Genomic DNA, 20,795 nt, shown 5'->3' on the forward strand with positions numbered 1-20,795 from the left:
CCTTCACGAGTGGTGACAGGTCTGTTCTACCGCAGGCCGCCGGGTTCGGCGAGAGGCGCGGGCGCCGCGTATCGGTAGGCGTGGTGCTCGACGAAGCCCAGTTCGCGGTACATCGCGCGGGCGGCCTCGTTGGTGGCCTCCACCTGCAGGTACGCGTGCGTCGCGCCGCGGTCGCTGCCCCAGCGCAACAGCTCGGCGCAGACCAGGGTGCCGAGCCCGCGCCTGCGGTGGGCGGCGGCGACCGCCACGCAGGTGAGGCCGACCCAGCGCCGTCCGTCCGGCGCGGTGGTGAGCGCGCCGCGGCCGATCGCGAGGGGATGCGGCAGGCCGAGCGAGGCGAAGCCGAGTTCGCCGTCGTGGACCGCGGTCAGCACCTCGGGAACCGGTATGGGAGCCGAAAGCTCTTGCCCGGCAGGGTCTTCTCCGCTGTAGCGGTGCATCACCAGCCAGTCGTCATTCGGTTTCGGCGCGACGCGCACCATCGGAGGACCCTGCGGCAGAACGAAATTGTCTATATCGATGGCCAGTATGAGCGTCTCCCGCCAGCTGTGCCAGCCGGGCGGCAGCGGGGCGAGCCGATCGGGCAGCGCGAGTTGCAGCGGCAGGCCGCGCTCGGTGTACCACTCGCCGATCCGGTGCAGCGTCTCCGCGGAAACGACGGCCGGACGCTCGGAACTGCCCAGCGGCACAGCGGAATTCGCGCGGCCGGTGTAGCCGTGGCCCGCACGCGCCAGCCAGCCGTCGATCCAGGCGTGCTCGACGCCGGGCCAAGCGTAGGCGGCGGCTACCTCCAGTGCGCGGATCTCCTTGGTGCGAATAGGCCGCGGGCCGATGGCTTTCAACGCGACCACCCGGTCCGGCGCCACCGACACGACTTGGCCGTCGGCACCACGCACGGTCGGCGGGTCCAGCGAGACGAGCTCGCCGATCACATCGGTGAGCGGTTGCGGATAGCCCGCGGGCAGCTGATAACGCAGCACCACGCGGCGGCCGAGCGGGATATCGGGCAGACCGGCGCCGGGGTCAGTCGTCATGCCCGAACGGGTCGGGGTCGGTACCGGGCAGCCAGCTCAATCCCGGTGTGCCCCAACCGTTCCGCTTGATCGCCTTCTTCGCCGCCCGTGCGTTGCGGCCGACCAGCACGTCCACATAGAGAAACCCGTCCAGATGGCCGACTTCGTGCTGGAGCATGCGGGCGAAGAATCCCTTGCCCTCCACCTCGACCGCGTTGCCGTGCTCATCGGTGCCGGTCACCTTGGCCCATTCGGCGCGGCCGGTGGGGAACTGCTCGCCGGGCACCGACAGACAGCCTTCTTCGTCGTCGTCCGGGTCGGGCATGGTCTCCGGGATCTCCGAGGTCTCCAGCACCGGGTTGATCACCGCTCCGCGGCGGCGGGTCGCGGTGCCGTCCGCGCCGAGATCCGGGCAGTCGTAGACGAACAGGCGCAGCCCCACACCGACCTGGTTGGCCGCGAGTCCGACGCCGTGCGCCGCGTCCAGCGTGTCGTACATGTCCGCGATGAGTGGAGCCAATTCCCCCGGCGATTGGGTGACCCGCTCGGTCGGATTGTGCAGAACCGGGTCGCCGACGATCACGATCGGGAGGATTGCCATGCGCCAATTATTGCCGTGCGTTCCTCGTCACAACGCCTCGGGTGCCGGAACCGCGACGCGCCGGCTACCGGCAGGTAGCGAACACGCCGCGCCGCGGCCCGGGCGTTTCACGGCGCGCGTGGTTGAATGATCCGCGACCTACAAGCACCATTTTCGTCTGGTGGTTACTCGGCGAGGGAGCGAGATGGACGGCGCAGCGGCACGGAATCTTTCCGAGATCCAGGACGGCCCTTCCGCGAGCGGCGAGGTCACCGCGGAGTCGGCGCATGCCGAGCAGGCCGACGGCAACGGTCTGAGCCGGCGCGAACTCGACATCCTCGCCTTCGAGCGGCAGTGGTGGAAGTACGCGGGAGCGAAGGAAGAAGCGATCCGCGAGCTGTTCGGCATGTCGCCGACCCGCTACTACCAGGTGCTCAACGCCCTTGTCGACCGGCACGAGGCGCTGGCGGCGGATCCGATGCTGGTGAAGCGGCTGCGCAGGCTGCGCGCGAGCAGACAGAAGGCGCGGGCGGCGCGGCGACTCGGTTTCCAGGTCTGACCCGGCGATGCGGGCCTGGACCCACCCCGTGCGACTAGGCTCGCGAGGGTGAGCTACCCGAATCCCACCTCCGGTGGGCCACCGTTGCGCGCCCTGGCGATGGTGCTGATCGCGTTGGCCATCGTCTTCGCAGGTCTCGGCGCGATGTCGCTGTCGAATTCCGACGCCGACACCGACTCCTCGGGACCGAGCCAGCCGGAGACCTCCACTGCCACCGCGGCACCTCAGGTCCCGGCGGGCACCACGGCGCCCAAGGCGCAGGCCTCGGCCGCTTCCTCGACCGCCGCGTCGACCAGCACGTCCGCGGCGTCGACCAGCGGCACGGCGGCCCGTTCGGTGCCGGTACGCGTGCTGAACAACAGCATGGTGGCCGGGCTCGCGGCCAAGACGGCGAACCAGCTCTCGTCGAACGGGTGGACGATCGCGGAAACCGGCAACTATCCGGGATCCAACATCGCGAAAACGACCGTTTATTACGGCAATTCGCCCGGTGACAAGGAGGCGGCCCAGGCCATCGCGGACGAGCTCGACGCGGCCGTCGCACCGAAGTCGAGCGCGATCGGGGATTCGGCGCCCGGTGTAACTGTCATCGTCACGGGTAACTGACGGGTGTAGCCGCCGTTCGCGTGCGTCGGACGGAGGAAGAAAGCCGGGCGGCCCGGTCGGGGGCGCGAAACGGCGGGCGTGGCATCATTCTGTCCGGTAACGAACGTGTCCACCCAGCTTTACTCGTAAACTCGGTACTCGTAAAGGAGTTCCCCGATGGCCCCGTCCACTACTCGACGCCCGTCCTGGCGGACTGCGACCCCGCTGCTCGCGGTCGCGGTCTTCGGCCTCGCCGCCTGCACGAACAGCCAGGAGTCGAGTGACGTCAAGGGGACCACCCCGCCGGTGTGGACCGGTTCCCCGGCTCCGGCGGGGCAGCAGGCCACCGAGCACGGCACGCCGCACACCGACCCCGGGGTGAACGTGGAGCTGAAGGACCCGTCGGGGGCCTCGGTCGGCACCGCGAACTTCGCCAAGGACGGCGATCATCTCCAGGTCACCGTGGAGGCGCACGGGCTGCGCCCCGGCTTCCATGGCCTGCACGTGCACTCGGTGGGCAAGTGCGAGCCCAACTCCGTCGCGCCGACCGGCGGACCGGCGGGTGACTTCCTCTCGGCCGGCGGCCATCTGCAGGTCGGCAGCGCCAACGCGCACCCGGCCAGCGGTGACCTGACCTCGCTGGAGGTGCGCTCGGACGGCGCCGCGAAGCTGGTCACCACCACCGACTCGATCACGGTGGACGAGATCAAGGGCAAGGCCCTGATCATCCACGCCGACGCCGACAACTTCGGCAACATCCCCAACCGCTATGTCCGCGCCGACGGCGTCGCGGGCCCCGACGAGACGACGCTGGCGACCGGCGACGCGGGTGGTCGTGTCGCCTGTGGCGTCATCCAGTAGAACGGTGTCATATGGCCGGGGCAGGAATCGAACACGTTCCCTTCGGTGGCTCGCCCCGGCCCACCATCGGGGTCGAATGGGAGATCGCCTTGGTCGACAAGGTGACCCGCGACCTGTCGAATACCGCGGCGGCGGTCTTCGACTCGGTCGGTGACCTGCGCGCCCACGACGGCACGCCGCAGGTGACCAAGGAACTGCTGCGCAACACCGTGGAGATCGTCACGGGCGTGCACGACACCGTCGGCGCGGCGGTGGAAGACCTGAGCGGCACCATGAACACAGTCCGGCGCGCGGCCGACCCGCTCGGCGTCGACCTGTTCTGCGCGGGTACCCATCCGTTCGCCCAGTGGTCGGCGCAGCAGCTGACCCGCTCGGAACACTACGACGAGCTGATCGAGCGCACCCAGTGGTGGGGCCGCCAGATGATGATCTGGGGCGTGCATGTGCACGTCGGAGTGTCCCACCGCGACAAGGTCTTTCCGATTCTGAACTCGCTGCTGGTGTCCTACCCGCATCTGCTCGCGCTGTCCGCGTCCTCGCCGATGTGGTCCGGTTCGGACACCGGCTACGCCAGCAACCGGACGCTGATGTTCCAGCAGTTGCCGACCGCGGGTCTGCCGTTCCAGTTCGAAAACTGGACGCAATTCGAGCATTTCGTGCACGACCAGCTCAAGACCGGTGTGTTCACGCAGCTCGGCGGCATGCACTGGGATATCCGCCCGGCGCCGAAGTGGGGCACGATCGAGGTGCGGGTGTGCGACGGGATCTCCACGCGCGCCGAATTGGCCGCGATGGCCGCGCTCATCCACTGTCTGATCGTCGACCTGGATCGGCGCGTCGTGGAGGGCCAGGCCATGCCCACCCTTCCGCCGTGGCATGTGCAGGAGAACAAGTGGCGGGCCGCGCGATACGGGCTGGACGCGATCATCATCACCGACGCCGACAGCAATGAGCGGTTGGTTACCGACGACCTCGACGACGTGCTGAACCGGCTCGAGCCGACGGCGGCGCGGATCGGCTGCGCGGATGAGCTCGCGCTGGTCGCCGAGATCCCGAAGCGGGGCGCCTCGTATCAGCGGCAGCGCCGGGTTGCCGCGGCGTCGCAGGGCGATTTGGTCGCGGTGGTGGATGCGCTGGTCAAGGAGCTGAACCAGTAGCGAAGCGCCGCAGGTGAGTCGGTTGCTGTTCAGCTGGCCAGGGGGATGCCGTTCACCCCCTGTTTACTATGGTTGTCGTGCTTGTCGAAGACCCGGGTGTCAGAGTAGGTAGCGCGGTAGTGCGCAGTCGCGAGCCGCGGCCCCGGGCCTGGGTCGTGGCCGCGGTGGCCGCGGTGCCCGTCTTGCTGATCGCGTTGCAGGTCATCGCCATTCGACAGGGCTTCGAAGGACCGCTGGAGAGCCTGTGGCGGGATTATGTCGGCACGCCCAAGTCCATGTCGGTTCCGTGGGCGGGGTTGATCCTTGCCCTGGTAGGTATTTCGGTCCGGCGCAGGCTGGTCGCGGTCGGTGTCGCGGTGGCCATCGATGTGGTGTGGGCAGGCGCCCGGTTGCTGGCCGGGGAGCCGTTCGCGATCGGCAACGGCCCGGTCATCGTGCTCACCGCATTGGCGTTGCTGGCCTGGCTGCGCTGGACCGGCGCCGAGCGGCGCGACGCACTGCGTGCGGCCGCGCTCGGCGCGCTGCTCATCCTGGCCACCAAAGTCGGCGACGTATGGCTGCACGTCACCGTCATCGGCAGGCCGACAGTGCTGGACGAGTACGTGATCCTGGCCGACCACGCGCTGGGTGATCCGTCCTGGGTACTCGGCCGCGCGATCGACGCGATGGGGCCGGTGGTCTACGCGGTGCTGCACTGGGTCTACATCGAGCTGCCGGTGGCGGCGATCGTCGTCGCCGTGTGGCAGCTGCGCCGGGTGGTGTCGTCGGGCCGTTGGCCGTCGCATTACCTGGTGCGCACATTCCTCGCCTTGGGGCTGGTCGGCCCGCTGGTGTACGTGCTGTTCCCGGTCGTGGGGCCGATGTTCGCGTACGGGCCGGACGGCGATGGATTGCAGCTGGGCAACTATTGGCCGGGTGTCGTGCCGCCGATCGACCGGAATCCGATGCCGTTGCCGTTCGACGCGGCGATCCCGCGCAACTGCATGCCGTCCATGCATACGGCCTGGGCGCTGTCGGTCTTCCTGCACACCCGCCGCGACCTCGACGGCGCGCCCGCGCCGGGCTGGCTGCGCTGGGGCGGTGCGTTCTGGCTGCTGGCCACCCTGGCGGCCACCTTGGGCTTCGGCTACCACTACGGCGTCGACCTGGTGGCGGGTGCGGTGCTGTGCCTCACGGTGGAGTCCACGCTGCGCGAGCCGGAGCGCGGCTGGGGGTGGTTCCGGATCCGGCTCGTCGCCGGCGGCGTGGCGGTGCTGGCCGCGTTGCTGCTGTCCTACCGGTATCTGGCCGTGCCGATGGCCGAGTACCCGGTGCTCGCCGGCACCGTCGTGCTCGGGCTGCTGGCCGGACTGGCCGCGGCGTTCCACGCGACGTGGTTCGCGAGCGTGCGGGAGCCGCAGCAGGCGCGGCGGGAGGTCGAGCACGCCGCGCTCTGAGCACGGTTGCCCGGCTCCTCCGACGCTAGTCGATGTCGTCGTCGCGCATCTCGTTGACGCGCAGCAGTCCGTCGCGGTGGCGCTGCTCGCGGTAGGCGGTGCGGCCGATGAGGTGGGCGATCACCGGTGCGGTGAGCAGCGTGAACAGCCCGACCAGCGCCAGCGCCCAGACGTCGCCGTGCCCGCGCAGCTGGATCGCGGCGCCCGCGAGCACCAGGATCAGCCCGATCACCTGCGGTTTGGTCGCGGCATGCATCCGGGTCAGGGTGTCCGGGAAGCGCACGAGTCCGATCGCGGCGGTCAGCGCGAGTGTCGAGCCGAACAGGATCAGGAAGCCCGCGAGCACGTGCCAGAGGTTCATGTGTCGTCCCGCACCCGGAACCGGGACACCGCGGCCGAGCCGAGGAACCCCACCAGCGCCAGCGCGACGATCGCCGGGATCGGCGTGGTATCGACGCTGTAGGCCGCCCAGACGGCCAGTCCGGAGGCGGCGATGGCCATCAGCGAGTCGACGCCGACGACTCGGTCCAGCGTGCTCGGGCCCACCACGACGCGATAGGTGGTCAGCAGGGCGGCGGCCGTCAGCAAGACGGCGGCGAGAATGGCGACAACGGTCACGGGGTTACCTCCGGTGGCGAGGTCGGTCGGCCGAACGGCCATCCGGTGGGGCGCTCCAACCCTTCGATCAGCAGGCGTTCCAGCCGCCGGGTGGTCCGATAGAACTTGTCCACGGCGGCGTCGCTGCCGACGTCGAGGACGTGGACATAGACCACACAGCGCCCGCGGTCGATCTCCAGCACCATGGTGCCGGGAATCAGGTTGAGCAGATCGGCCCACAACACCAGCACCAGATCCGACCGCGTGCCGGAATACACCCGCAGAACTCCGGACACCGGCGTCGGCGCCGGGCGGATCGCGAACCAGGCGACCTGGAGACTCGACTCCAGTGCGTAATACCCACTCACCACGAGCAGTTCGATCAGCGGAAGCATGCGCAGCCGTCCGGTCACCGGCACGCGCGGCAGTGGCAGCGCCACCATGATCAGTGCGGCGACCACCAGCCCGCCCAGGAGGTTGGCCATGCTGAGATCGCCCCACAGCGCGATCCAGACGAGGGCGAGCCAGACCAGAATGGCGATCCGTACCACCGTGTCGCGCCGCGTGCCGTGCGTGGTCTGCTCGTCGCTCATCGCAACGCTCCGGGATCGTCGGGCGAACCACCCAGCACCGCACCGATATACACGCCGGGATCACGCAGGTCGACCGCGGCTCGGTCGGCGATGGCGAGGATCGGCCCGGCCAGCACCGTCAGACACAGGCCGACGGTGACCAGCGCCGCCGTGGACAGCACCATCAGCACCGGCATCCGGCCGGGATCGATCCGCTCGTCGTAGTGCACGACGGTCGATTCCTCGATCAGCGTGGGTGGTCGCGCCGCGGTGAGGTGCCCCTCGGGCGCGTCTTCACGCGGGCGCCAGAACGCTTTGCTCCAGACCCGCGCCACGGTGTAGAGGGTGAGCAGGCTGGTGAGCACGGCCCCGCCGACCAGCACCCAGGCCAGCGCGCTGCCTCGTTCGGCGCCCGCCTGCAACAGCGCGACCTTGCCGATGAACCCCGAGAAGGGCGGAATACCACCGAGATTCAGCGCTGGCACGAGGAACAGTACCGCGAGCAGGGGACTGGCGGCGGCGAGCCCGCCCAGCCTGCGCAGCGAGGTCGATCCGGCTTGCCGCTCGATCAGTCCGGCCACCAGGAACAGCGAGGTCTGTACCAGGATGTGGTGCGCCACGTAGAACACCGCGCCCGACAGCCCGGCCGTATTGGCCACCCCTACCCCGAACACCATGTATCCGATGTGGCTGACCAGCGTGAACGACAGCAACCGGCGGATGTCGCTCTGCGCGATGGCGCCGAGGATGCCGACGAGCATGGTGAGCAGACCGCACACCAGCAGCACCGAGTCGAAGCCGCCCTCGGGGAACAGCAGCGAGTGCGTCCGGATGATCGAGTACACACCTACTTTGGTGAGCAGGCCGGCGAACACGGCGGTCACCGGTGCGGGGGCGGTCGGATAGGAGTCGGGCAGCCAGTTCGACAGCGGGAAGACCGCCGCCTTGATGCCGAACGCCACCAGCAGCACCGCGTAGATCGCGGTGCGGGTGCCGTCCGGCACCGCGCCGAACCGGACCGCGAGCTGGGCCAGGTTCAAGGTTCCGGTGGCCGCGTAGGTCAGCCCGATGCCGGTCAAGAAGATCAGGGACGAGACCATCGAGACCATCACGTAAGCTACGCCCGCGCGGATGCGCTCGGTGGTCGCGCCGACGGTGAGCAGCACGAACGATGCGGCGAGCAGGATCTCGAAGCCGACGAACAGATTGAACAGGTCACCGGCCAGGAACGCGGCCGAAACACCGGCGGTCAGGACGAGATACGTGGGCCGGTAGATGGAGGTCGGTTGCCGTTCGTCGCCGTCGCGGATGTTCTGGCCCGCGCCGTAGAGCCAGACCGACAGCAAGACGATGGACGAGACGAGCAGCATCGCGGCCGACAGCCGGTCTACCACCAGCGTGATGCCGATCGGCACCGGCCAGTTGCCGACCTGCAGCGCGGTGGTGCCGTCCCGGTCGACCAGGAACAGCAGCAGCCCGCTGATCACCACGACGCCGGCCAGCGCCGCGAAGCTCACCGCGCTCTGCACGCGGGGCCTGCGGCCGAAGACGAGCGTGGCCGCGGCGCCGAGCAGCGGAACGAGTACCGGCAGCGGAGCGAGGATCGGCAGCAGACCCGGAGCGAGGTTCACCGTTCCGGGTCCTCTCTTGCGCGCCGCCGGGCGACGTCCACGTCTTCCTGGTCGTTGGCCACGTCATCGGTGGTGGTGAGCATGTAGGCGCGATAGGCGAGGGCGAGCACGAATGCCGCTACGCCCATGGTGATCACGATCGCGGTGAGCACCATGGCCTGGGCCAAGGGGTCGGCCATATCCTCGGTCTCGGTCTCGGTCTCGCCGCGGATGGGCGGTTTGCCGTCGCCGCCGCCCGCGGTGAGGATCAGCAGGTTCACCGCGTTGCCGAACAGGATCAACCCGAGCAGCATCTTCGACACGGCGCGTTCCAGGATCAGGTACACACCGCACGCGGTCAGGACGCCGATCACGACCAGCAGCGTCAGATTCGCCGTCATCTGCCGGAATCCCCCTGCTCCGAGGTGGTCTCTGCGTCGGCCAGCTCGCTGTCGAGACGCGCGCCGAGGCTGCGCAGCACGTCCAGGACCAGGCCGACCACGATGAGGTACACGCCGAGGTCGAACAGCAGCGCGGTGACCACCTTGACGTGACCGAGCACCGGCAGCGTCAGCTCGATGATCGCCGAGGACAGCGGCGGTGCGCCGAGCAGCAGCGAGGAGACCGCGGTGCCCGCCGCCAAGGTCAGGCCGGCACCGAGGATGTGGCCCGCGTCGATCGGCAGCGCCTCGCCCAGCTCGTAGCGGCCGCCCGCGAGATACCGCAGCGTCAGCGCGAGTCCAGCGGTGAGTCCGCCCGCGAATCCGCCGCCGGGTGCGTTGTGCCCGGAGAAGAAGAAGTAGACCGACAGCACCATGATTGTGGGAAACACCAGACGGGTGGTGATCTGCAGGACCATCGACCGTTCGGCTCGGGCGACCAATCGGCCCGCCGGCAGCCAGCTCACCAGATCGGGGTCGTAGTCGGGGGAATCCGCCGCACGCGGCGCGCTGCCGAAACGCCTGCTGCGGAACACCAGCGAGGCCACACCGGTCGCCGCGACCACGAGCACGGAGATCTCGCCGAGGGTGTCCCAGGCGCGCAGGTCGACGAGCAGCACGTTGACCGCGTTCTCGCCGCCGCCGAGTGCGTATGCGGCATCGGGGATCCGATGCCAGATGGGTTCGGCGGTGCGCGCCGCGACGGCGAAACCGGCGAGCACCGCGACCACCGCGCCGACCAGCGCCGACAGGATCGCCCTGCGTGCCTTGAACGCGGTCGTCCTGCTCGCCTCGATCGTCGCCGGGAAGACGCGCAGCACCAGGACGAAGATCACCAGGGTCAGCGTCTCCACCAGGAATTGGGTCAACGCAAGGTCGGGCGCGCCGTGCAGGGCGAAGATCACGCCGCAGCCGTAGCCGGTCACACCGACGACCAGTACGCTCGCCAAACGGTTGCGCTGCACCGTCGCGGCCAGCGCGGTCACCGCCATGATCACGCCGATGACCAGTTGGAGCGGCGAATCCCACCGGCGCAGTGTGACTCCCGTGCGGGTGCCGAGGGCGAGCAGCACGCTCGGCAGGATGACCAGGGTGACCAGGATCGCCGCCTGGCTCAGTGGCAGCGAGCCGCGCTGCACCGCGCCGGTCATCCGCAGCGACAGCGTGTCCATCGCGCGCAGCGTGGCGTCGTAGGCGCGGTCGGCATTGCCGAGCCGCGGTCGCGGTGATTCGGGGAAGCGGTCGCGCAGCCGGTACAGCAGGACGCCGGTGGCGACGATCAGCACCGTCAACGCCGACGCGGCGGTGCCGCCGTGCCACAGCGCCAGAGGCGAAAGCGGCGGTCCGCCAAGCGTTTCGGCGTAGGGACGCACCCGCGCGTCCAGCCAGGACGGCGCGAGACCGGCCACCAGGCTCGCTACCGCGAGGAGGGCGGGCGGCGCCAGGAACAGGGCGCCAGGAGGATGCCAGCGGCCGCCGCGATCCGCGGCTTCCGGCTGGGCCTGCTCGACCGGCACTTCGCTGGGATGGTGGGTGACCGGTGTGGCGCCGGGGGCGGGTTGTAGCGCGACGTGCTTGTCCGCGAAACTGCCCCACACGAACAGGAAGCTGTAGGCGACCGTCAACATCGATCCGAGCACCACACCCACGGTCACCGCGGCGCGCGCCGGCGCGGTGAGCGTATCCGCGTCCAAAACGGCGCCCAATGCGCTCTCTTTGCCGACGAAGCCGAGCAGAGGCGGGATTCCGGCCATGCTCAGCGCGGCCAGGATCGCGGTGCCGCACAGCACCGGAGCCCGGCGGCCAAGCCCCGACAGCTTGCGCAGATCACGTGTGCCCGCCCCGTGATCGATGATCCCGACCACCAGGAACAGACACGCCTTGAACAGCGCGTGCGCGATGAGCATGGTCATCGCGGCCAGCGCGGCGTCCGGCGTGCCGATGCCGGCCAGCACGATCAAGAACCCCAGCTGGCTCACCGTGCCGAAGGCCAGCACCAGCTTCAGATCCACCACCTGGAGCGACCGCAGGCCCGCCAGCAGCATGGACGCCAGACCGAGGGAGAGCACCAGCGGATGCCACACCGGGTTCTGCGCGAACACCGGCGCCAGCCGGGCGACCAGGTACACACCGGCCTTCACCATCGCCGCCGCGTGCAGGTACGCGCTCACCGGCGTCGGCGCGGCCATCGCGCCGGGCAACCAGAAATGCAGGGGTACCACCGCGGATTTGGTGAGCGCGCCGACCAGCAGCAGCGCCACCGCGACACTCGCGGCCGTACCGCTCGGTGGACTCCCCATGGCAAGCAGATCCGACAGTAAGTAGCTGTCGTTCGATTCGGCCAGCACGACGATGCCGGCCAGCATCGCCAGCCCGCCCGCGCCGGTGACCAGCAGCGCCTGGATCGCGGCCCTGCGGGTGGCGGCCTGCTCGGCGTTGTGACCGATCAGCAGGAACGACAGGACCGTCGTCGCTTCCCAGAACACGTAGAGCAGCAGCATGTTGTCGCTGGTCACCAGCCCGAACATCGCGCCGGCGAAGGCGATCAGCTCGGCGGCGAACACGCCGAGCCGCGGTTCGTCGTCCTCGAAGTATCTGGCGCAGTAGGCGAGGATCAGCGCGCCGACGCCCAGCACGAGCGCGGACAGCACGGCCGCGAGCGTGTCGAAACGCAAGTCGATGTTCATCGCGATGCTCGGCGCCCAGGTCAGCCGAACCCGCTGGGGCTCAGACCAATTCGTGATCACCCAAGCCAGGCAGCCGAGCGGGACCAACGCCAGCAGATAGAAAGCGTTGCGTCCCAGTGCCCGCACCCACAGCGGCGCCATCAAGGCAGCGGCAGCATGCGCGAGCAGGATTGCGAGCAAACTTCACTCCGTCGAGTAGGGGCGGCGGGGTGTCCGGGACAATCCTACGTAAAGCCTGGTTTTTTCGCGGAGTGGGCGAATATGGCGTCGGCTATACCTTCGGGTCGAAGCTATATGTCCGCTAACGATTCGCTCTCGGGTTGCCCTTTCGGGCGTGGCTGGCTGCGGGGCCGGAATTTCCGGAGCACGGCGAGTCCGATCGCACTGCCTATGACGATGGCGAGCGCGGCACGGCCCGGCGTCGGGTCGTGCACCGGCACGTCGGCGTGCCAGCCCTCGAGTTTGTCGGGCATCACCGAGGCTGCCGAAGGCAGATAGAGCGCGGAGATCGCGAGAACGCCGCTCGGCGGGTAGCGCGGACGTGCCGTGCCGCAGCAATAGCCCGCGGTCAGCGCGATGACGGCGCTGATCGCGGCGAAGCCGACCGTGCTCGCGGTTGTCGAGGTGACCATCGCGAAGATCGCGATGCCCGCGACCAGCAGGACGGCGATGGCGGCCGAGGCAAGCCGGGTGCCGAGCGCGACACCGGCCGCCGCCAGTGGGATCAGCAGCACCGCGCTCCAGCCGGGCCGGACCGCGTAACCCACCGCGTCGACCGCCGCGGTGAGGCTCACGGCCAGGTACACGCCGGTGCCGTCCCGGCCGGGCAGCAGCATGGCGGCGGCCGTGGCGCTGACGATCGTCGCGGCCACCACGATCACGATCTCGACCGTATGGCTCTCGGCGGGCAGCTTGCTGTATTGGCGGCCCAGCCATTCGGTGCCGGCCAGGACGACCAGCGCGAGCACCATGGCGGCGAGGATCGGCGCCATCGGCAGTGCGATCGCCATGCGCGGTGTCTTCGGCTCCTCGGTCTGCGACCAGTTGCGCAAGGTGCTGATCACCAGTAAGCCCAGCGCCACGCCGATCATCCAGCGCGGCGGAGTCTCCAGCACCGCGTACGGATCGGCGTCGATATCCAGCAATTCCGCGAGGTCGCCGAAGGCGAAGAACCCGATGGCGCCTACCGCGAACGCCGCGGCGGGTAGCCGCCGTCGCAGCACCACGGCGCCCAGCCCGCCCAGCAGCACCGCGCCGAACACCGAGTCGATGTAGTTCTGCGTGGTCAGCATCTCGGCCGTCGACACCTGGCGCCCGGCGAAGTGGTTGATCAGCTGGCCCAGCGCGCCTGCCGTCGCCGTCGCCCACCCGGTGAGCGGACGGGCGGTCGTGCTGACCAACACGGCCACCGTGACGGCGACGATCACCGCCAGCGCCGCGCTGCGCGGCACGCTGTTGAGCAGACCGGCGATCCGGTACGGCGTCGTCTGCTGCTGCGTGGTGACGCTGACCGGCAGAAACAGCGTGACGCCCGCGACCACGGCGCCCATGAACGCCGTCGTCGCGTCGACCACCTCGCCGATCCTGCGCACGGTTGTCGAACTTACCCGCGGAGGTCCCGCGATCCTGGAATTGCTGGCGATTTGCCCGAAAATGTCTCGAGTGCGAAAGATGCTCGAAGATATGGTTTACCGAAAGGGTGCTGGATTCGGCTCGATTAGAGGTAGCGGCCCTCGCTGGCCGCGGCATGTCCGCGCTCGCGCGCGTAGCGGCGCAGCGCATCGATCTGCAGCGGGTCGAGTGAGGGGCGCACCATCGCGGTGGCGGCCGCGACGTCGGCCGCGGTCACGTCGGCGGCTTCCATATCCCGGCGCATCGCCGTGAGCGCGGCCTCGCGCAGCAGCGCGGCGCAATCGGCGGCGGAGTAGCCGTCCAATTCGTACGCGAGCGCGTCGAGGTCGACGTCGTCGGCCAAAGGCACCGCTCGGCCCGCGGTGCGCAGGATCTCCCGCCGCGCCGCGGCGTCCGGCGGCGGCACGAAGACCAGTCGTTCCAGCCTGCCCGGCCGCAGCAGCGCCGGGTCGATCAGCTCCGGCCGGTTGGTCGCGCCGAGCACGACTACGTCACGCAGCGGCTCCACGCCGTCGAGCTCGGTGAGCAGCGCCGCGACCACCCGGTCGCCGACGCCCGCGTCGGCGGTCTGCCCGCGGCGGGCGGCGAGCGCGTCGACCTCGTCCAGGAAGATCAGCGACGGCGCGGAATCGCGGGCACGCTGGAACAATTCGCGCACCGCACGCTCGGACGAGCCGACCCACCGGTCCAGCAATTCGGCGCCCTTGACCGCGTGCACACTGAGTTGCCCGGTACCGGCCAGCGCGCGCACCAGAAAGGTCTTGCCGCAGCCGGGCGGGCCGTAGAGCAGCACGCCGCGCGGCGGGTCGATGCCGAGCCGGGCGAAGGAGTCCGGATGCCGCAGGGGCCACAGCACGGCTTCGGTCAACGCCTGCTTGGTCTCCGCCATGTCGCCCACATCATCGAGACTCAGGCTGCCGATCGCGAGCTCGTCCATGCCGGACCGGGACAGCGGCCGGATCACCTCGAGGGCGCCGAGCAGATCCGACTGGGTGAGCTGCGGCTCACCCTGCTCCCTGGCCCGCGACGCCGCACGCAGCGCCGCCTCTCGGCACAGCGCCGCCAGATCGGACACCACGAATCCCGGCGTGCGCGCGGCGATCTCGTCGAGTTTCAGGTCCTCCGTCGGCACTCGGCGTAGCAGTTGCTCCAGCAGCGCCTTGCGCACGGCGCCGGTCGGCAGGGGCAGGGCGAGTTCGCGGTCGCACAGGTCAGGGGCCCGCAGCCGCTGGTCGATCCCGGCCGGATGCGCCGTGGTCGCCAGGAGAGCGACGCCCGGTTCGGCGATGGCCGCGCGCAGCTGGTCGAGGATGAGCGTGGCGACCGGTTCGGGGTCCGCAGGCAGCAATGCGTCGATATCGGTGATGAGCAGGACGCCGCCTTGGCCAGAGCCGATGTCGGCCACCGCCTGCGCGACTTCACGCAGCCGTGCGCCGCTCTCGGCAGCGCCGATGGTGGGGCCGTCCAGTTCCACGACGCGCCGCCGCGCCGTGACCGCGCGGGCCAGCGTCGCTTTGCCCACGCCCGCGGGTCCGGTGATCAGCACGCCGAGATGCGGTTTCGCGCCGAGTGTGCGCAGCAGTTCTGGCTCGTCCAGCGCGAGGCTGAGCCATTCGCCCAGTTTCGCGGCTTGGCCGCGCATGCCGGGCAGGTCCTCGATCGAGATTCGCGGTGCGAGATCCCTGGTCGCCGCGGTCCGTCCCGCCGCGGCGCCATTGGTGCCCGCCGCGGTACAGAACGCGGCGGCCTCGGTGGCGCCGCGCGAGGCCTCGCCGACCGGGATGGGCGTTCCGGCCGAGGCCAGATCGGCCGCGGCGCGCGCGGCGACGGCTCCCGCACCCCAGACCACCGCGGTGTTCGGCTGCACGCTCACCGGGCCGCGCGGATCGGTGGCGGTGACGGTGAGCAACTCGGTGGTCCACGCGATGCCGAAGGTGCGCGAGAGTGCCTGGGTGGCCGCCGTGGAGCTGATGTCGGGACCGAGGTCGCGCGGCAGCAGCGAGACCGCGTCGCCCACCGTGACCACCTTGCCCAGCAGCGCCTGCCGCAGGGTCGCGGCCGGAATCGTGCGAGTGGCGTGGACCGAACCGCTCACCGAGATCTGTTTCGCGCCGTAGACCGTCGCCGGCGAGACCACCACCGTCGCGTTCTCGCGCAGGCCGGCGTTGGACAGCGTGACGTCGTCGAGCAGGGCGACTCCGGCGGGTGTGCCCGAGCGGGCGATACCGACCACCGCCGCCGTACGTCGCGTCCCCACCAGCATGATCCCGTCCCATTCCCGCAGTCCGAGCGCGGTCAGCGCCTCCGGATGCAGCCGGACCACCCCGCGCCGGGCATCGGCGGCGGAGGGATTCAGCCGGGCGGTGAGTGCCAGTTCTGCCACTGTGCCATTCTGCCGCGTATCCCCGCTGTCGGTCACTATGTCGTGCTTCGGCATAAAGCACGCATGCCCCGGAGCGGGGAGACCAAATTGTTAGTGTGGTCACGGAACCGAGGGTGCGGGGCGTTTTCGACATCGCCTCGCGGCCCCGAATTTCTCCGCCGAGATGACGGATCGGGCCCTCGTCGGCAAAATAACGCGTTGGCCGCGTATTGCTACTTCTCGACGATTCCGGCGGCGACCGCGACCGAGGTGTTCGCCACGCTCGGCGACAGGCAGACCAGCTTGGCGGTGCCGAGCGCGACATTCGGGCTGCCCTCGAACGGACCGCCAGGGTTCTCCGCCAGAATCTGCTCGATCAGCGCTTTCTCGCCCTCGGTATCCAGCTTCTTGAACTCACCGCAGGTGGTGCTGGACGCGGGCCCGAGCGAGGAGGTGCCCTCCTTCATCGTGGTGACCGGCGCGTCCGTGCCCGTGTCCGGGTCGGCGTTCGGCGCCGCGATGGGAGCGGTCGAGGTGCGCGCGGGTGTGCTGGTGCTGGTGGCCGACGCGCCCTCGCGGAGTCCGTTCGCGTCGGTGGAATCGTTCGCTCCACCGCAGCCTGCCAGCAAGAAACCCACCGCCCCAACGGCTAGGGCGATGGCGGAAGTTCGCTTCATACGTGCTTTCCCGGGTAAATCGTCGTGCCGGAGCCTCCGGCGCGTTCGGTGCAGCGTACCGGTTCGGGCGGGTCAGTGGATGTGTGCCTGCCAGTCCGCCGGAACCCGCTCGCGCGGGCCGGGCACGCCTTGATCCGCCGGGTGGCTGCGCGGCGCGGCCAATTCCGGCCCACCCGCATACATTTCCCCGTTCTCGAAGTTGTAGTACCAGTCCTCGCCCGGCTCGAAGCTCTGGATGAACGGGTGGCCGGTGTCCTTGGCGTGTGCGGTGGCGTGCTGCGCGGGGGAGGTATCGCAGCAGCCGATGTGCCCGCACTGGGCGCAGCGGCGCAAATGAACCCACCACCCCGAGTTGCGCTCGCATTCCACGCAACCCGGCCCGCTGGGCGATACCGCGGGATCGATGCCCTCGATCTGCTCGGTCATGACTGCCCTTCCGCGTTCGATTCGGTGTCGATCTGATTCTGTTCGGGACGGTGCAGCGGCAGCCAAACGGTGAACGTGGTGTCGCCCGGCTCCGAGTCCACCCGGATATCGCCATTGTGCTTGTTCACCACGATCCGGAACGAGATATCCAGTCCGAGGCCGGTTCCCTCTCCCATCGGCTTGGTGGTATAGAACGGCTCGAAGATCCGGTTGCGAGCCTCCGGCGGGATGCCGGGACCCGTGTCGCCGATCTCCACGACCGCGCATTCGTTCTCCCGCCTGGTGCGGAGGGTCAACGTGCCGTTGCCGTTCATCGCATACACCGCATTGTCGATCAGGTTGGTCCACACCTGGTTCAGTTCGGCGGCGTAGCAGGGCACGGGCGGGAGGGTCCGGTCGTATTCCTTCACCACGCGCACCCCGTCGCCGATCTTGCGACTGAGCATCACCAGCGTGCTGTCCAGCAGTTCGTGGATGTCGACCACCTGGAACGGGGCCCGGTCCATCTGCGAGTACTGCTTGGCCGCGTCGACCAGAGCGGAGATGCGCGTCGTCGAGTCGGCGATCTCGTTCATCATCAGCTCGGTCTCGATGGTGTAGTTCAGCCAGCGGATGGCGCCCTGGAACACCTTCTCCGGCGCGCCTTCCAAGGTTGCCGCCACACGCTCCAGCCAGTCCGCGTCGAAACCGGCCTGGACGAAATTCGGCGCCAAGTTCCAGCCGTCGCCGATCCCGTGGTCCTCCAGCCATTCACCGAGCGCGTCCTCGCGGTCGGCGGCTTCCATCGGTGTGAACTCGGGAGCCTTCGCGACTTGGGCGGCCGCCTCTTCTTGCAGCCGCACCAGAGCGCCGAGGGACTCCGGATCGAACTTGCCGTCCGCCATCATCGCGAGCTTGTGCCGCATGCCCGCGACCCGCTCGCGCAGACCGGCGGTGGCGCGCACCGCGGCGGCCGCCGGGTTGTTCAGCTCATGGGTGAGTCCCGCCGACAGCGACCCGAGCGCCAGCAGCCGCTCACGTTCACCGATGCGCGCGTTGGTGTTGCGGTTGCCGAAGAACACACCCTCCAACAGGTGCACCGCCATCGGGAACCACTCGTGCATCATCCGGGCGAAAACGTTCGCGTCCAGCACGAAGAACCGGGACGGCCTGGTCACGTACATCGAGCCGTTGTACTTCTGCTCGACCTTGTCGCCGATATAGGCCATCCAGGCGCCCGCATAGGCGCCGTGGTGCTCGGTGCGGACCAGCTCGATCTCCGCGCCGCCGGACTGCTTGGTGAGCACCACCTCGCCGTCCATCAACACGTAGAAGCAGGTGGCCGGTGCGCCTTCGCGGAAGACCGGCCCGGGTTCGATGGTCTCGATCCGGCCGTCGGCGCACAGCCAGTCCAGCTGCTCGTCGGTCAGCTTCTCGAACAGGAACAAGGTGCGCAGCTCGGCGGGATCGCACACCAGCCTGCTGCGGCGTTCCGCGGTCTGTTCCGATGTCATTGCCAGCCTCCTGATCACGCGAGATAGCGGTGCACGAGCATGACGGCCATCGCGCCCTCGCCGACCGCGGAGGCGACGCGCTTGGCCGACTCGGCGTGCACGTCGCCCGCCACGAACACGCCGGGCACGCTGGTCTCCAGATGGTGTGGCGGGCGGGGCAGTTCCCAGCCCGCGGGACGCGCGCCCTCGACGAGCAGGTCCGGTCCCGCCAGCACGTAACCCGCTTCGTCGCGTTTGACCACGCCGTCGAGCCAGTCGGTCTGCGGCGCGGCGCCGATGAACAGGAACAGCCGCTCCGCGTCGGCTTTCTCCTCGGCCCCGGTCCGGTTGTCGCGCAGGACGATCTGCCGCAGACGCTCGTCGCCGTCGGCAGCGACCACCTCGGTGCAGGTGTGCACCTCGATATTGGGAATCTGCGCGATCTGCTGGATCAGGTAGTGCGACATGGACCGTTCCAGCGAATCCGCCCGGACCACCAGGTGCACGGTGCGGGCGTTGCGGGACAGGAACACCGCGGCCTGCCCCGCCGAGTTCGCACCGCCCACGATGTAGACGTCGTGATCGGCGCACTCGGACGCCTCGGTCATGGCCGAGCCGTAGTACACCCCGCGCCCGGTGAAGTCGTCGACGCCGGGCGCCGGGTGGCGGCGGTAGTCGACGCCGGTCGCGATGATCACGGTGTGCGCGCACAGGCTGCCACCGTCGGCGAACCGCACGGTGCGCGCGGACCCGTGCACCTCCAGTCCGACGACCTCGCGGGTGGTGATCACCTCGGCACCGAACTTCGCGGCCTGCCGCCGCGCCCGGTCGGCCAGCTGCGCGCCGGACAATCCGTCCGGGAAACCGAGGTAGTTCTCGATGCGCGAGCTCTGCCCGGCCTGTCCGCCGGTCGCGGTCCGCTCCACCAGCACGGTGCGCAGGCCTTCGGACGCGCCGTACACCGCCGCGCCCAGACCGGCGGGACCGCCGCCGACGACGATCAGGTCGTAGAACTCGCCCGCCGGATTCACCGTGAGGCCGACGTGCTCGGCCAGCTCGCTGTCGGAGGGCTGCACCAGCGCGGTACCCGCCGACGTGATCACCACCGGACAGCGCTCCGGCTCGGCCCCCGCCGCCTCCAGCAGACGCGCGCCCTCCGGCTCGTCGGCCGGGTACCACCGATAGGGCAGCTGGTTGCGGGCCAGGAATTCGCGCACCTGCGACGAGCGCGGCGACCAGCGATTGCCGACCACCTTGGTCTCGGTCACCGGCCGGTGCTCGCTGCTGCGCCACGCGTCCAGCAGACCGTCCAGCACCGGGTAGAGCTTCTCCTCCGGCGGGTCCCATGGCTTGAGCAGGTAGTGATCCAGATCCACGACGTTGATCGCGTCGATCGCGGCACTGGTGTCGGCGTAGGCGGTCAGCAGCACGCGGCGCGCGTACGGGTGCAGGTCCATCGCCTGCTCCAGGAATTCGATGCCGTCCATTCCCGGCATCCGGTAGTCGGCGATCAATACCGCGACCGGCTGACCGCGCAGTTTCATCTCTCGGAGCGCGTCGAGTGCCTGGGCACCCGATTCCGCGCGCAGAATCCGGTAATCGGCGCCGTAGCGGCGGCGCAAATCGCGTACCACCGCCCGGGAAACTCCCGGATCGTCATCGACGCTCAGGATGGCCGGTTTCGTAGCAGCGGGTGAAGTCACCTGACGAGTATGGAGCCTCCGGGTGGCGCCTGTCGTGGGCGTTCGCCCAGAGCTCAGAGGCGATGGTGCAGGACGAGATCGAGTTCGGTCGGAGTGAGCAGTCGCTCCAGTCGTTCTTCCTGGGCGGCCGCGCGTGCGCTGCGCGGTGACGCCGACGCGTCCGGGGATTTGAGCCCGTTCTCGGGCTCGATAGCGGGCAGCAGCGGAACCTGGTCCGCTGGGCGACGATGCAACAGGTCGCGCAGTTTCACGGCCGATCACCTCACGTTTGGGACGCCGAAAAATTGGAGGCAGTGTCTGATGCTTCATCTATCCGTTAGTCTGCGCCGCTCATTACAGTGGCTGCCGCCCAAGTGGCGGAAATGTGACGCAACTGCCTTCCCATCTAAAATGTGTGTGAATCGTCAATACGCGTTCGGACGGATG

The 20,795-nt window shown here is 69.3% G+C and carries 20 protein-coding genes; 5 read left to right on the forward strand and 15 right to left on the reverse strand.

Translation table 11 applies throughout. The features are described 5' to 3' along the window. Positions 1 to 26: 26 nt before the first annotated feature. Positions 27 to 1,034, reverse strand: a complete 1,008-nt coding sequence (locus AB0M45_RS01565; RefSeq protein ID WP_364321486.1) for a GNAT family N-acetyltransferase — start codon at positions 1,032 to 1,034, stop codon at positions 27 to 29. Then, entirely contained in the window at positions 1,024 to 1,614 is a 591-nt protein-coding gene (locus AB0M45_RS01570; protein ID WP_364321489.1) for a peptide deformylase, read from the reverse strand. Before AB0M45_RS01570 ends, AB0M45_RS01565 begins: the two co-directional genes overlap by 11 nt. A gap of 184 nt (positions 1,615 to 1,798) precedes the next feature. Between AB0M45_RS01570 and AB0M45_RS01575 the strand changes: the two genes are divergently transcribed. The 5 genes from AB0M45_RS01575 (at position 1,799) to AB0M45_RS01595 (ending at position 6,191) form a co-directional block, all read left to right on the forward strand. Further along, a complete protein-coding gene (locus AB0M45_RS01575; protein WP_364321492.1) occupies positions 1,799 to 2,152 on the forward strand; it encodes a DUF3263 domain-containing protein in 354 nt (117 codons plus the stop codon). A gap of 48 nt (positions 2,153 to 2,200) precedes the next feature. Then, a complete protein-coding gene (locus AB0M45_RS01580; RefSeq protein ID WP_364321495.1) occupies positions 2,201 to 2,758 on the forward strand; it encodes a LytR C-terminal domain-containing protein in 558 nt (185 codons plus the stop codon). 156 nt (positions 2,759 to 2,914) lie between these two features. Beyond that, entirely contained in the window at positions 2,915 to 3,598 is a 684-nt protein-coding gene (locus tag AB0M45_RS01585) for a superoxide dismutase family protein (protein WP_364321498.1), read from the forward strand. Positions 3,599 to 3,609: 11 nt separating this feature from the next. Continuing rightward, positions 3,610 to 4,755 (forward strand): glutamate--cysteine ligase, encoded by a 1,146-nt coding sequence (locus tag AB0M45_RS01590; RefSeq protein WP_364321501.1) that lies wholly within the window; start codon positions 3,610 to 3,612, stop codon positions 4,753 to 4,755. A gap of 68 nt (positions 4,756 to 4,823) precedes the next feature. Beyond that, positions 4,824 to 6,191, forward strand: coding sequence for a DUF5933 domain-containing protein (locus tag AB0M45_RS01595; protein WP_364321504.1), 1,368 nt, complete (start codon positions 4,824 to 4,826; stop codon positions 6,189 to 6,191). A gap of 25 nt (positions 6,192 to 6,216) precedes the next feature. Here the strand turns inward: AB0M45_RS01595 and mnhG are convergent, their stop codons facing one another. The 13 genes from mnhG to AB0M45_RS01660 all read right to left on the reverse strand — a co-directional run bounded on the left by mnhG (position 6,217) and on the right by AB0M45_RS01660 (position 20,620). After that, entirely contained in the window at positions 6,217 to 6,552 is a 336-nt protein-coding gene (mnhG, locus tag AB0M45_RS01600) for a monovalent cation/H(+) antiporter subunit G (RefSeq protein ID WP_364321507.1), read from the reverse strand. Beyond that, positions 6,549 to 6,809, reverse strand: a complete 261-nt coding sequence (locus tag AB0M45_RS01605) for a monovalent cation/H+ antiporter complex subunit F (RefSeq protein WP_364321511.1) — start codon at positions 6,807 to 6,809, stop codon at positions 6,549 to 6,551. The genes mnhG and AB0M45_RS01605 overlap by 4 nt, the downstream gene beginning before the upstream one ends. Continuing rightward, a complete protein-coding gene (locus tag AB0M45_RS01610) occupies positions 6,806 to 7,381 on the reverse strand; it encodes a Na+/H+ antiporter subunit E (RefSeq protein ID WP_364321514.1) in 576 nt (191 codons plus the stop codon). Before AB0M45_RS01610 ends, AB0M45_RS01605 begins: the two co-directional genes overlap by 4 nt. Beyond that, positions 7,378 to 8,991, reverse strand: coding sequence for a Na+/H+ antiporter subunit D (locus AB0M45_RS01615; protein WP_364321518.1), 1,614 nt, complete (start codon positions 8,989 to 8,991; stop codon positions 7,378 to 7,380). The genes AB0M45_RS01610 and AB0M45_RS01615 overlap by 4 nt, the downstream gene beginning before the upstream one ends. Beyond that, on the reverse strand, positions 8,988 to 9,371 hold the full coding sequence (locus AB0M45_RS01620; RefSeq protein WP_364321521.1) for a Na(+)/H(+) antiporter subunit C: 384 nt from the start codon (positions 9,369 to 9,371) through the stop codon (positions 8,988 to 8,990). The genes AB0M45_RS01615 and AB0M45_RS01620 overlap by 4 nt, the downstream gene beginning before the upstream one ends. After that, the gene (locus AB0M45_RS01625) at positions 9,368 to 12,277 is read right to left on the reverse strand and encodes a Na+/H+ antiporter subunit A (protein WP_364321524.1); all 2,910 of its coding nucleotides are present in this window, start codon (positions 12,275 to 12,277) and stop codon (positions 9,368 to 9,370) included. The genes AB0M45_RS01620 and AB0M45_RS01625 overlap by 4 nt, the downstream gene beginning before the upstream one ends. Positions 12,278 to 12,387: 110 nt before the next feature. Continuing rightward, on the reverse strand, positions 12,388 to 13,689 hold the full coding sequence (locus tag AB0M45_RS01630; protein WP_364321527.1) for a hypothetical protein: 1,302 nt from the start codon (positions 13,687 to 13,689) through the stop codon (positions 12,388 to 12,390). 125 nt (positions 13,690 to 13,814) lie between these two features. After that, positions 13,815 to 16,112: an AAA family ATPase gene (locus tag AB0M45_RS01635; RefSeq protein WP_364321530.1), complete on the reverse strand. Its 2,298-nt coding sequence runs from the start codon at positions 16,110 to 16,112 to the stop codon at positions 13,815 to 13,817. A 212-nt stretch (positions 16,113 to 16,324) separates the two neighbouring features. Then, entirely contained in the window at positions 16,325 to 16,768 is a 444-nt protein-coding gene (locus tag AB0M45_RS01640; RefSeq protein WP_364321533.1) for a hypothetical protein, read from the reverse strand. Positions 16,769 to 16,840: 72 nt separating this feature from the next. Further along, positions 16,841 to 17,194 (reverse strand): UBP-type zinc finger domain-containing protein, encoded by a 354-nt coding sequence (locus AB0M45_RS01645; RefSeq protein WP_364321536.1) that lies wholly within the window; start codon positions 17,192 to 17,194, stop codon positions 16,841 to 16,843. Beyond that, positions 17,191 to 18,687, reverse strand: coding sequence for an ATP-binding protein (locus tag AB0M45_RS01650; RefSeq protein ID WP_364321539.1), 1,497 nt, complete (start codon positions 18,685 to 18,687; stop codon positions 17,191 to 17,193). The genes AB0M45_RS01645 and AB0M45_RS01650 overlap by 4 nt, the downstream gene beginning before the upstream one ends. Before the next feature lie 14 nt (positions 18,688 to 18,701). Continuing rightward, positions 18,702 to 20,369, reverse strand: a complete 1,668-nt coding sequence (locus tag AB0M45_RS01655; RefSeq protein WP_364321542.1) for an FAD-dependent oxidoreductase — start codon at positions 20,367 to 20,369, stop codon at positions 18,702 to 18,704. A gap of 53 nt (positions 20,370 to 20,422) precedes the next feature. Continuing rightward, on the reverse strand, positions 20,423 to 20,620 hold the full coding sequence (locus tag AB0M45_RS01660) for a hypothetical protein (protein ID WP_364321544.1): 198 nt from the start codon (positions 20,618 to 20,620) through the stop codon (positions 20,423 to 20,425). Positions 20,621 to 20,795 lie beyond the last annotated feature (175 nt).

Source organism: Nocardia sp. NPDC051787 (assembly GCF_040681325.1).
Taxonomy (GTDB): Bacteria; Actinomycetota; Actinomycetes; order Mycobacteriales; family Mycobacteriaceae; genus Nocardia.